We start from the raw sequence: 12,489 nt of genomic DNA on the forward strand, positions 1-12,489 counted from the left end.
TGGAGGCCTCATGCGCTTTACTGATGTTTTTATTAAACGTCCAGTTTTAGCGGTATCGATCAGTTTCTTGATCGCCCTGCTTGGTTTACAAGCGGTGTTCAAGATGCAGGTTCGCGAATACCCTGAAATGACAAACACAGTAGTAACGGTTACAACCAGTTACTACGGTGCCAGTGCCGATCTGATCCAAGGCTTTATTACTCAGCCCCTGGAGCAGGCCGTCGCGCAGGCAGACAATATCGACTATATGACTTCATCGTCGGTATTGGGCAGTTCTACCATTACCGTTAACATGAAGTTGAATACCGACCCGAATGCAGCACTATCTGACATTCTGGCCAAAACCAACTCGGTACGTTCTCAGCTTCCAAAAGAAGCGGAAGACCCAACGGTAACGATGTCGACTGGTTCGACAACTGCGGTGCTTTACATCGGCTTTACCAGCGATGAGTTGTCTTCAAGCCAGATTACTGACTACCTAGAACGTGTAATCAACCCTCAGCTGTTCACTGTAAACGGTGTATCCAAGGTCGATCTATACGGTGGTATGAAGTACGCACTGCGTATTTGGCTAGATCCTGCCAAGATGGCGGCGCTAGGCTTGACCGCAACCGACGTAATGAATGTGCTTAATGCTAACAACTACCAGTCAGCAACAGGTCAGGCAATCGGTGAGTTCGTTCTTTACAATGGTACTGCAGACACTCAAATCTCGAACGTAGAAGAACTTGAAAACCTAGTGGTGAGCTCTGACGAAGGCAGTATTACTCGTCTAAGCGACATCGCCAAGGTCACGCTAGAGAAGAGTCACGATGTCTATCGCGCAAGTGCGAATGGTCAGGAAGCGGTTGTTGCAGCCATCAACGCTGCGCCAAGTGCTAACCCAATCAATATCGCAGCAGACGTACTTGAACTACTGCCTCAACTAGAGCGCAACCTGCCAAGTACGATCAAGATGAACGTGATGTACGACTCAACAATCGCAATCAATGAGTCGATCAACGAAGTAATCAAAACCATCGTTGAAGCAGCACTGATTGTACTGGTTGTAATTACGCTGTTCCTAGGTTCATTCCGTGCAGTAATCATCCCTATCGTAACTATCCCACTGTCTTTGATTGGTGTGGCAATGGTGATGCAGGGAATGGGTTTCTCATGGAACTTAATGACGCTTCTGGCAATGGTTCTCGCCATCGGCCTTGTGGTTGATGATGCGATCGTTGTTCTTGAGAACGTCGACCGTCACATTAAGCTGGGTGAATCACCATTCCGCGCGGCGATCATTGGTACACGCGAAATCGCGGTACCGGTTATCGCAATGACGTTGACGCTGGGTGCGGTATATGCGCCAATCGCATTAATGGGTGGTATCACAGGCTCGCTGTTCAAAGAGTTTGCTTTAACCCTAGCGGGTTCAGTATTCGTTTCGGGTATCGTGGCACTGACATTATCGCCAATGATGTGTTCAAAAATGCTGAAGGCCAACGAAGAGCCAAGCAAGTTTGAACAGAAAGTTCACCACGTTCTTGATGGTATGACTAACCGCTACGCTAAAATGCTTAGCGCCGTTATGCAGCATCGTCCGGTAGTGATTGCATTTGCCGTGATCGTATTTGGCAGCTTGCCAATGCTGTTCAAGTTTATCCCAAGTGAACTGGCTCCGTCGGAAGATAAAGGCGTGATCATGCTACTAGGTACGGCACCGTCGAATGCGAACCTAGATTTCATGCAGAACACCATGAACGACGTCAATACCATTCTGTCAGATCAGCCAGAAGTTGCTTATGCTCAGGTGTTTACTGGTGTGCCTAACTCGAACCAAGCCTTTGGTATTGCCTCGATGGTGCCATGGAGTGAACGAGAAGCGAGCCAGTCGGAAGTCGCTAACCGCGTAGGTGGTCTAGTCGGTAACGTTCCTGGCATGGCGGTAACAGCCTTCCAGATGCCAGAATTACCAGGTGCTGGTTCTGGTCTACCAATTCAGTTTGTCATTACCACACCTAACGCGTTTGAGAGCCTGTTCTCTATTGCGACGGATGTACTGACTGAAGTGAAATCTAGCCCGATGTTCGTCTACTCAGATCTTGATCTGAACTACGATTCTGCGACGATGAAAATCAGCATCGACAAAGATAAGGCGGGTGCGTATGGCGTCACCATGCAAGATATTGGTATCACGCTGTCAACCATGATGGCAGATGGCTACGTAAACCGTATCGACCTAAATGGTCGCTCGTACGAAGTTATTCCTCAGGTAGAACGTAAATGGCGTCTAAACCCTGAATCAATGAATAACTACTATGTACGCAGTGCGGATGGTAAAGCCGTACCTCTAGGCAGCTTGATCACTATTGATGTCGTGGCGGAGCCTCGCTCTCTTCCTCACTTCAACCAGTTGAACTCAGCAACCGTAGGTGCCGTACCAGCGCCAGGTTCTGCGATGGGCGATGCGATTGCGTGGTTTGAAGACATCGCAGCGAGCAAGCTACCAAGTGGCTACAACCATGACTACATGGGCGAAGCTCGCCAGTACGTGACAGAAGGCAGTGCACTGTACGCAACCTTCGGTCTGGCTCTAGCGATCATCTTCTTGGTTCTCGCGATTCAGTTCGAGTCATTGAAAGATCCATTGGTCATCATGGTGTCGGTTCCTCTCGCAATATGTGGTGCCCTGATTGCGCTTGCTTGGGGTGCAGCAACGATGAACATCTACTCTCAGGTTGGTCTGATTACTCTGGTTGGTCTGATCACCAAGCACGGTATCTTGATCTGTGAAGTGGCTAAAGAAGAGCAGTTGCACAATAAACTGAGTAAAACAGAAGCGGTGATGGAAGCGGCAAAAGTACGTTTACGCCCAATCCTAATGACCACAGCAGCGATGATTGCTGGCCTTATCCCACTGATGTATGCAAGTGGCGCAGGTGCAGCACAGCGCTTTAGTATTGGTATTGTTATCGTTGCCGGTTTGGCAATCGGTACTATCTTTACGCTGTTTGTTCTGCCTGTTATCTACAGCTACTTAGCGGAAAAACACAAACCGTTACCAGTGTTTGTTGAAGACAAAGACTTGGAGAAACTGGCTCGTGTTGATGAAGCAAAAGCAGCACATCGTGAGCTTGCAGAAAACAAATAATCTGTTGTGATTTAAAAGGCCACTTCGGTGGCCTTTTTTATTGCCTGCCATTCAACGTCTTTGCTTCGAATTTTTGCTATCGAAGTAGCGACTTTCCCGTATCAATTACATAGAATGAGGGCAAATCGAAAGGAGTTTTAGTCACATGTTTGACCCAAAGAAACTAGAGCAAATCGCTAAACAAATTCATGATTCAATGCCAGCACCGGTAAAAGAGCTAGGTGCAGACGTTGACCAAAAAGTTCGCCAAGTCATCCAAGGCCAACTCAATAAACTAGACGTAGTCAGTCGCGAAGAGTTTGATGTTCAGACTCAAGTGCTGCTGCGCACTCGCCAGAAGCTCACAGAGATGGAAAAGAAACTCTCTGATCTCGAAGAGAAGCTAGCGGATAAGTAAGCAGAAAGGCAAAAAGTTCTAAGGGCTGACGTACAAACGTCGGCCCTTTTTATTTGCCAGCCAATGACCAAGCGAGAACGCCCCCTCAAAGACGCGGCCGATTACCACCAAAAACAAAAAGGCTTGGTCAACGGAGACCAAGCCTTTTAATTAGATGTTGTGTTTTATTTTGTATTTATTACCCCAGTCTGCCTGGAGTTCTTTCCTAACCTAGGTTAGTGCATTACGAAGAATTAAGGTTTTATTTCTAGGAGAAGGCGCGGAGTTTGCGATAGCAAATGAGCACCTTCGACACCGACCTTAAGCCTTAAGGCAAGCAATTAGCCGCCTACCGCGATGTTCTTCATATCTGTCATGTAACCACGTAGCTCTTCACCAATGTACTCAACTGGGTGGTTACGAATTGTATCGTTCACTGCGATTAGCGTTGCGTTATCTACCTGGTTAGACGTTTCGCCTAGCCCCTTACCGATAACGTCTGTACCTACTGAAGGCATGAACTTTTCGCGTAGTAGCGGTGTTGCTACATTAGCGAACAGGTAGTTACCGTATTCTGCCGTATCAGAGATTACTACGTTCATTTCGTATAGACGCTTACGTGCTACTGTGTTTGCGATTAGTGGAAGCTCGTGTAGTGACTCGTAGTACGCTGACTCATCAATGATGCCTGATGCTGTCATCGCTTCGAACGCCAGCTCAACACCTGCACGAACCATTGCTACTAGTAGGATGCCGTTGTCGAAGTACTCTTGCTCAGAGATTTCGATATCGCCTGCTGGGTAGTTTTCAAATGCGGTTTCGCCTGTCTCTTCACGCCAGCCTAGTAGGTTTGCGTCATCGTTCGCCCAGTCAGCCATCATGGTGCTTGAGAACTCACCAGTGATGATGTCGTCCATGTGCTTGTTGTATAGCGGACGCATTAGCTCTTTTAGCTCTTCAGACAGTTCAAATGCTTTGATTTTCGCTGGGTTTGATAGACGGTCCATCATGTGCGTGATGCCACCGAACTTCAGTGCTTCCGTGATAGTTTCCCAACCGTACTGTAGAAGTTTACCTGCATAGCTTGGATCGATACCGTCAGCAACCATCTTCTCGTAAGAAACAATAGAACCCGCTTGTAGCATGCCACATAGGATAGTTTGCTCACCCATTAGGTCAGATTTAACTTCCGCTACAAATGAAGACTCTAGACAACCTGCGCGATGACCGCCTGTGCCTGCTGCCCACGCTTTCGCGATATCCCAACCTTCACCTTTTGGATCGTTCTCTGGGTGAACTGCGATTAGCGTTGGTACACCGAAGCCACGTTTGTATTCTTCACGTACTTCAGTACCTGGACACTTAGGTGCAACCATAACTACGGTTAAGTCTTTACGGATTTGCATACCTTCTTCAACAACGTTGAAGCCGTGTGAGTAACCTAGTGCAGCGCCTTCTTTCATTAGCGGCATTACCGTTTCTACAACGTTGGTGTGCTGCTTGTCTGGAGTCAGGTTGATTACTAGGTCTGCTTCAGGGATTAGCGTTTCGTAGCTTGCTACTTCAAAACCGTTTTCTTTTGCGTTTTTGTAAGATTGACGCTGCTCGTCAATTGCCGCCTGACGTAGTGCGTACGCTACGTTTAGACCAGAGTCACGCATGTTTAGACCTTGGTTTAGGCCTTGAGCACCACAACCAACAATCACCACTTTCTTACCTTTCAGGTAATCAGCTTCAGTTGCGAACTCGCTGCGATCCATAAAACGACAACGACCTAGTTGGTCTAGCTGCTCGCGTAGGTTTAAAGTGTTGAAATAGTTAGCCATAAGGGCGCTCCTTTAAAGAATTTTTCCGTTGAGGTCGGTAGCTTGGGTACCGAATGAGTCCATACTAAAACAGGTATTTAGTTGCTTAAAGTGATATATTCACAATTAGTAATTGCAATTAGTGCAACAAGGATGTGACTATTTCATGAACATTAAGTGTCTGCAGTTGTTCATTCATCTGTGTGATAGTAAGAGCTTCGCAAAGACAGCTTCGGCGATGCATATTAGCCCGTCGGCCCTGAGTCGACAGATACAAAAACTGGAAAGTGACACTGCTCAAGTACTGTTCGTGCGAGACAACCGCAGCGTTGAGCTGACCCCTGCTGCAAAAAAGCTTCTGCCGGTGGCGTTAAACATTCTTGGTGAGTGGCAAAACTACAATGCCCAACTCAAAGGCCATGAAGAAGAACTGAAAGGTGAAATTCGTCTCTTTTGCTCAGTGACGGCCAGTTACAGCCATTTGCCTGAATTATTGTCAGAATTCCGTCTTCAGCACCCGTTTATTGAATTTAAGCTTTCAACCGGAGATCCGGCACAAGCAATCAACAAGGTACTGAGCGATGAAGTGGATATCGCAATTTCCGCCCAACCCGAACAACTGCCCGCTCGAATCGAGTTTGAGACCATCAGTGAAATTCCCCTTTCCGTGATTGCTCCGGTCGGGGTAAGTAATTTTGCCAAGGAGCTGCAAAAAGAGCAGCCGGATTGGTCGACGATTCCCTTTATCGTTCCCGAGTCAGGTACCGCCCGAGACCGTGCCAACGCTTGGTTTAAGGCAATGAAGATCAAGCCCAACATCTACGCTCAAGTCTCTGGTCATGAAGCCATCGTCAGTATGGTTGCACTTGGCTGCGGCGTGGGAATCGCCCCCGATGTGGTGATCAACAACAGCCCAGTAAAAGAAAAAATCGAGCGCTTAAAGGTCGCTTCAATTAAGCCGTTTAAACTCGGGGTGTGCTGCAAACGCTCGCAACTCGATAACCCATTAGTTAAAGCTCTATGGGAAATGGCGCACGATACTTACATCGCCCCATAGCTTTGCAACCTTCAGATACAACAAAGCCACCGCTTTCCACCAATAAAGGAAAGCAGTGGCTTCAAAATACGAAGAAAATTTAGATAACGCGAGAGAACTGCTGCTGACGCGCTTTAGCTCGTAAATACTTATCAAAGCACATACAGATATTACGGATCAGCAAGCGTCCGCGTAGTGTTACGCGAATTTCTTTGTCGTCCACTTCAACAAGTTGGTCATTAATGAATGTCTGCAGAAGCTGTAGATCTTCGTTAAAGTAGTCGTTAAACGTTACTTGGAATTCCGACTCAATCGTCGTCTTATCCAGCTTAAAATTACAGATAAGCTGCTTAATCACCTCACGTCGAAGTAAGTCATCACTATCCAAAGCGACTCCTTTCCACAAAGCATGACGCTGCTCACTCACTTGTGCGTAGTACTTCTTGAGTTCTTTTTGGTTTTGCGCGTACGCGTCACCAATCATCGAGATCGCCGACACCCCAAAACCGACTAAGTCAGCCTCACCTTGCGTGGTATAACCTTGGAAGTTACGGTGCAAAATGCCATTGCGCTGCGCCACCGCTAGCTCATCATCAGGCTGGGCAAAGTGGTCCATACCGATAAACTGGTACCCAGCATTGGTCAATGTCGCGATGGTATCTTGCAAGATCGCCATTTTCTCTTCAGCAACGGGTAAATCTTCATCTTTAATTTTACGTTGAGCCGCAAACAGCTGTGGCATATGAGCGTAATTAAAGATAGATAAACGCCCCGGCTCCATCTTTAGAACTTGCTGCAATGTCTCTGCAAAACGGGTTTGCGTCTGTTTAGGTAACCCATAGATAAGATCTAAGTTAGTTGAGCGGAAACCCAGTTGTTTCGCTCGTTCAACCATAGCGAAGATAAACTCTTCGTCTTGCTCTCGGTTGACCAATTTTTGCACTTCTTTATTGAAGTCCTGTACACCAATACTCAGACGGTTGAAACCTTCACCACGCAAGTGATCCAGCACATCTAGCTCGATTTCACGCGGGTCTACCTCAATACTGATTTCAGCGTCATTCTCAAAGTCAAACTCACCACGAAGAATGGCCATCAGGCGACTGATCTGCGCTTTGGTCAAAAAGGTAGGAGTACCACCACCGAAGTGGAGTTGAGTGACTTTGCGCTCTTGTAGCAGAGCGGCTCGAGTGCGAATTTCCAACTCCAGAACATCAAGGTACTCATCGGCTTTATGTGCATGACGAGTAATAACCTTGTTACAACCACAGTAGTAACAAAGCTTATGACAAAACGGGATGTGGATATAAAGCGAGAGTGGTCGCTCCGGGTATTGCGTACACGCCATGTCATAGTCAGCGACGGTAAACGCTTCGTGAAACTCTAACGCGGTCGGGTATGAAGTATAACGAGGACCTGAATAGTTGTACTTATCCAGTACCGCTTGATCCCAGACAATTTGTTGGCTTGCGACGACAGGCTGCGACATGTTGCTATTTCCGTTGGGCTGTATTGCTTGTTTGGGCTTAAAAGCCTCTGTAATAAGCAGGCTATTTTGCCACAGCTAAGTTGAACTCGTTGCTGGCCTAGCCGCTTTTTCAGTAGCAATACTCAGAATTGATAACTCGATCACTACCCCATAAGTGTAAGCGATCGAGCTATAAAAACCTCAACTTAGATCATCTGAATGTTGATTTGGTTGTTGAGGGGCTGAACCTTAGTCTGCAGCGACTTTAGCTCTTCAATAATGGCACTCTCTAGGCGAGACTCAGCTTTGTGACGTTCAAGGTTCTGCTTCATACGTTCTTTCTTACCCAAGTTCTGGCGATCTTCACCACGCGCCATATCTTTTACAATATGGAACAGTTCAGCCGTCGCCGGATACTCTTGGTCGAAATCAACGCGATCATCACCTTGGACATAATCCATGATGTTATATAGGCGAATGCTGATTTCTGATAAATCACATTGACCTTGAATCCCTGCCAAGCAAAGCACGTGCACACTTTCAAAGATGTTAGCGTTACGTTTTTCAATCGCTAACTTTTGATGCTGCAGCTGCAACTCCTTTTGCTTCTTAAGTTGGAGCAGAAGGTAACCTGCATAAGACGCTAAGCCGAGGATAATCACTCCACCTACAATGGCTAATAAGGTTACACTCATGGGCTCAACTATCCTTTAAATTGGTCTAAGTCTAAATCTTCAAACTGATTCAGTAAGTCATCATCTGAGCTAGCTTTATACTCGTTCGACTCACTTTCAGCAGGAGACTGCGGCTCATCATCTTCATAGATGCCAAGTTGCTTCATAAGGACTTCAATGCGTGCAAGCTTCTCGTCCACATACCTCTGCAGACCTGCACCCAAGTTTTCACCCTCTTCGATACGGTCAAGCAACACATTCAGTTGTGCATCGTTTTCCAGCATCTCCAACTCCTGCTCAGCACTCATACGACGCTCAGCCTTAGTTGGTTTCTTTTGTGGTTCGATAGTCAGCGGAATTTTTTTCTTACTGCCTAAACGCGGGTCGCGCTGTTGACCAGCGGCACGCTGTTTTTCCGTTTTCGCATCTGAGTTGCGGTTACCTGTTTTCAGGCCTTTACGCTTTTTCTCTTTCTTACGCAGGCGTCCTTCAACGTCTGATTGAGTGCGGTTGCGCACGACGACGACATCAAGGTTGCCACCGGATCTTACTTTTTTACTACGGCTCATTACTGGGCTTTCCTCAGTAAAATTACATCATTACCTATAAATTCAAGCTCGAGCTGATCCCGCTCTGCCAAAAATTGAAACGTCTTACGGCTAAAGAAAACCACATGAGTGGGATCATTCTTGTAATGCCACTTAGCAAACGCCTCAATATCAATGACCATCTTGGTCATCAGACCAATCCAGCCACCGGGCTTAACTAAATTCAACCATTGCTGCCATACTGTGTTTGGAGCGTATAGATGCTCAATCACCTCAGTGGCAGTCATAAAGTCATACGATTTGGCTAACACCTCTCTATTTGGGTGGTAGTAGATATCGTACAAGCTCATGGTGTGACCTTGTTCTTCCAACATCAGTGACAAGGTTGGACCGGGGCCACATCCAAAATCTATCCCATCAGAATTAGGCTCGATACGCTCTAATATGGGGTCAGCAACCCGAGATAAAAAGCGTCGATAACCGGCATCTTGGGGATTATTATCATGCAAATCATAGTGTGCTTTCTCTTGCTGCGCATCCAACCTTTGGTCTGGATTAACAAACACCAGTTCGCATTGTATGCATTGAAGATACTCTCGACGCTTATCTTCAAAGTAGTGCTGTGTATCTACGCTTTGGCAAAGGGGGCATGTATGCATGATGACATCCTTAAACAGGGATGCGAAACATACCAGAAACTGAGGTTAGAGTGGAGCACTATTGTGCAAATAATCATCGATTCGAGCAAATTAACCCGCTTAAAATTAAAGAAGGCGTATAAAAAAAGCGATAGGGCTACCTATCGCTTTCTAAATGCCTGACGGCCAAACTGTGTTGCACTGATGTTAGTGCATCAATATTCCATTTGTTTTTGGTGCTTTCCCTGCAAAAGGTGTTGTTTGCCACCATCCTGGTGAGTTTTGGCTTTCCTTTTACTTCCTGCTACCTGGGTTAATCCTTAACCTGATCCGTTTCGCTGTCTTAAACCATTAGACAAGGCGACCATCCCTATCCAGTAGGCTTCCTACCTACCCAGCTTCCTGCTATCACCAAGCGACTCCGCGCTTGCTTCCCTGGAGACTTCCTAGTCTAAAATCCTGATTCAGCGTCCTGCCGATAACTACACTTTACCGTTTTGCCCAAAGTGCACAATCCGCGTTCTACAAAAAATAAGCACTAATTTACCCTATCCAAAACATATCCATATTTTTCAGAAACTTAAGAAATGGCGCGAGAAATAAAGGTACTAAAGTATGGCAAATCTCTTACATACTACTGAGACATACAGAGCACACTAACCCATTGCCCACTGAGATCCTCGTCATACGAAAAAGCCCAGAGAAATCTCTGGGCTTTTTCAATACAACTAGTTGCTCGAACAAATTTGTAGGGCTTAGTGTAGGCCACCAACGTATTTAGAAAGAGTATCGATATCTTCATCCGTTAGCTTCTTCGCGATATCACGCATCATTGCGTTCATGTCGTTACCACGAGTGCCATCACGGAATTTTTCAAGCTGAGATTTAATGTAATCAGCATGCTGGCCAGAGATCTTAGGGAAGCCAGAAAGTTCAGTACCGTTACCACGTGGGCCGTGACAAGCGATACATGCTGTTAGACCACGCTCAGCATCACCTGCGGTGTAAAGCACTTTACCCGCATCAACAACATTTTCAGGCGTTGTATTGTGTGAAATAGGTAGCGATGCGTAGTACGCAGCTAGGTCTTGCATATCTTGTTCAGACAGCGGCATAGCCATGCCACTCATCACAGGATCCATGCGACCTTGTTTACCATTGCTAGTCATACCCAATTTCAGATCTCTAAGTTGCTTCTCAATATACTTAGCATGCTGACCTGCTAGTTTAGGGTACATAGCGAGTTGACTGTTGCCATCAGCACCATGGCAGGCAACACAGGTTTGAGATTTTGCTTTACCAGCTTCAATACTGCCTTGGGCCCATACAGAGCAGCTGGCTAAAAGACTCAAGATTAGCGCTAATTTCTTCATGACATTCCATTATAATTATCAAGCTTCCGGTACCACTCTGCGTTGCCACTCATGGTACAATAGGCGACCTTATGCCGAGCACGGTTATTTTACACAATTTCACAAAAAAGTAATCAATCGACTACACAAAGTCGAGATGGAGTTAACAGTGAGCGTAAAAATTCATTATCAAAACACCCATTTCATCACGAGTGCACCTGATATTCGTCACTTGCCAGAAGATGAAGGTATCGAAGTTGCGTTTGCAGGACGCTCCAATGCGGGCAAATCTAGCTCTCTAAATCGCCTGACTAACCAGCGCAGTCTAGCGAAAACCAGTAAAACACCTGGTCGAACACAGTTAATTAACTTGTTCAAGGTCACTGATGGCTGTCATATCGTCGACTTACCAGGCTACGGTTTCGCTCAAGTTCCACTTGAGATGAAGAAGAAATGGCAAAAGTCGCTAGGTGAATACCTACAAAAACGCCAGAGCCTGAAAGGCCTAGTAGTTCTGATGGATATTCGCCATCCAATGAAAGACTTAGACCAGCAGCTTATCTTTTGGGCTGTCGACAGCGGTATCCCAGTGCAGGTACTGCTAACCAAAGCCGACAAACTAAAAAGTGGCGCTCGCAAGGCTCAGGTACTCAAGATTAAGAAAGATGCTGTGGGTTTTGGTGGCGATGTCAGCGTCGCAGCCTTCTCTTCTTTAAAAGGGATTGGGGTTGATGTGCTGCGTAGCAAGTTAGATGAGTGGTTTGCTCCAGCGGTTGCAGAACAAATCGCGGATGACATCATCGATGACGAGAACCTTGACGATCAAGTCGAGTAACACCATCACAGCCTAATGACATCGAGCCCTGCCAATTAGGCAGGGCTTTTTGTAACAGGCATAAAAAACCCCACCTTTCTTGGCGGGGTAACGGGAGAGAAATAGGAGGTAATAATTATTATGCGCCAGATGATTCCTCATCCTTAGCCACAATGCAATTCCGCAGACCTATCCTTCTCTCTCATTTAAACTCAACAAAAATAAAACTTAGATTGTTGAAAAATAACCAATTTCCAACCAAATGCATTGCCGCTGCCGCAACAAAATCAGGTTTGATTCTTTATCTGAAATAACCAAAGTGTGATTGGTATTTTGTTACATTTTTCTAGAAAGTTACAAACCGCCGTTCAGCGTAATAAGATGGGCAGAAAGCGCGAAGAAGAGAATTCAAATAAGACAATAAGGGAAATTCATGTGGAAACCATGAAGATAACTTTTTGTTTATACAATAAAAAACGCCCCAGTCAAAAACTGACTGGGGCGGCTGAATCAGCCTAATCCAATAACGTGAAACAAAAGGTCTGAAAGATAGAACATCTTACCTCTGTACCCTACGCAGATTAATGTACAACAATTGGTCAGAAATGAAAACAACTTTTGTAAGTTTTTTTCATTAAAATTTTA

Annotated in this window: 11 protein-coding genes; 4 read left to right on the forward strand and 7 right to left on the reverse strand. The window is 46.0% G+C overall.

Annotated elements, in window-relative coordinates; all coding sequences use genetic code 11:
- Window positions 1–10: 10 nt before the first annotated feature.
- Together RH45_RS20160 and ubiK are read left to right on the forward strand one after the other, a co-directional pair.
- Window positions 11–3,133 (forward strand): multidrug efflux RND transporter permease subunit, encoded by a 3,123-nt coding sequence (locus RH45_RS20160; protein ID WP_008080889.1) that lies wholly within the window; start codon window positions 11–13, stop codon window positions 3,131–3,133.
- 145 nt (window positions 3,134–3,278) lie between these two features.
- Complete coding sequence (ubiK, locus tag RH45_RS20165; RefSeq protein WP_008080891.1) at window positions 3,279–3,530, forward strand: ubiquinone biosynthesis accessory factor UbiK; 252 nt, start codon at window positions 3,279–3,281, stop codon at window positions 3,528–3,530.
- 320 nt (window positions 3,531–3,850) lie between these two features.
- On the opposite strand, the gene ilvC is transcribed toward ubiK, so the two are convergent.
- Entirely contained in the window at window positions 3,851–5,335 is a 1,485-nt protein-coding gene (ilvC, locus tag RH45_RS20170) for a ketol-acid reductoisomerase (protein ID WP_004745409.1), read from the reverse strand.
- Window positions 5,336–5,480: 145 nt separating this feature from the next.
- Between ilvC and ilvY the strand changes: the two genes are divergently transcribed.
- Window positions 5,481–6,371 (forward strand): HTH-type transcriptional activator IlvY, encoded by an 891-nt coding sequence (gene ilvY, locus RH45_RS20175; protein ID WP_004745408.1) that lies wholly within the window; start codon window positions 5,481–5,483, stop codon window positions 6,369–6,371.
- Window positions 6,372–6,450: 79 nt separating this feature from the next.
- Here the strand turns inward: ilvY and hemN are convergent, their stop codons facing one another.
- The 5 genes from hemN to RH45_RS20200 form a co-directional block, all read right to left on the reverse strand.
- The gene (hemN, locus tag RH45_RS20180; protein WP_008080898.1) at window positions 6,451–7,839 is read right to left on the reverse strand and encodes an oxygen-independent coproporphyrinogen III oxidase; all 1,389 of its coding nucleotides are present in this window, start codon (window positions 7,837–7,839) and stop codon (window positions 6,451–6,453) included.
- 185 nt (window positions 7,840–8,024) lie between these two features.
- A complete protein-coding gene (locus RH45_RS20185; RefSeq protein ID WP_008080900.1) occupies window positions 8,025–8,513 on the reverse strand; it encodes a DUF2489 domain-containing protein in 489 nt (162 codons plus the stop codon).
- A gap of 8 nt (window positions 8,514–8,521) precedes the next feature.
- The gene (yihI, locus tag RH45_RS20190) at window positions 8,522–9,061 is read right to left on the reverse strand and encodes a Der GTPase-activating protein YihI (RefSeq protein WP_008080902.1); all 540 of its coding nucleotides are present in this window, start codon (window positions 9,059–9,061) and stop codon (window positions 8,522–8,524) included.
- The gene (locus tag RH45_RS20195) at window positions 9,061–9,699 is read right to left on the reverse strand and encodes a class I SAM-dependent methyltransferase (RefSeq protein WP_008080904.1); all 639 of its coding nucleotides are present in this window, start codon (window positions 9,697–9,699) and stop codon (window positions 9,061–9,063) included. The genes yihI and RH45_RS20195 overlap by 1 nt, the downstream gene beginning before the upstream one ends.
- Before the next feature lie 734 nt (window positions 9,700–10,433).
- Window positions 10,434–11,051, reverse strand: coding sequence for a c-type cytochrome (locus RH45_RS20200; protein ID WP_008080908.1), 618 nt, complete (start codon window positions 11,049–11,051; stop codon window positions 10,434–10,436).
- Window positions 11,052–11,199: 148 nt separating this feature from the next.
- Here RH45_RS20200 and yihA point away from each other — a divergent pair, with 148 nt between their 5' ends.
- Window positions 11,200–11,865 carry a ribosome biogenesis GTP-binding protein YihA/YsxC gene (yihA, locus tag RH45_RS20205; protein WP_008080910.1) on the forward strand — a complete coding sequence of 222 codons (666 nt, stop codon included), beginning with the start codon at window positions 11,200–11,202 and terminating at the stop codon, window positions 11,863–11,865.
- Window positions 11,866–12,354: 489 nt separating this feature from the next.
- Here the strand turns inward: yihA and RH45_RS23915 are convergent, their stop codons facing one another.
- Window positions 12,355–12,402 carry a hypothetical protein gene (locus RH45_RS23915; protein WP_438356636.1) on the reverse strand — a complete coding sequence of 16 codons (48 nt, stop codon included), beginning with the start codon at window positions 12,400–12,402 and terminating at the stop codon, window positions 12,355–12,357.
- Window positions 12,403–12,489 lie beyond the last annotated feature (87 nt).

The organism is Vibrio sinaloensis DSM 21326, from assembly GCF_000189275.1.
Lineage (GTDB): Bacteria > Pseudomonadota > Gammaproteobacteria > Enterobacterales > Vibrionaceae > Vibrio > Vibrio sinaloensis.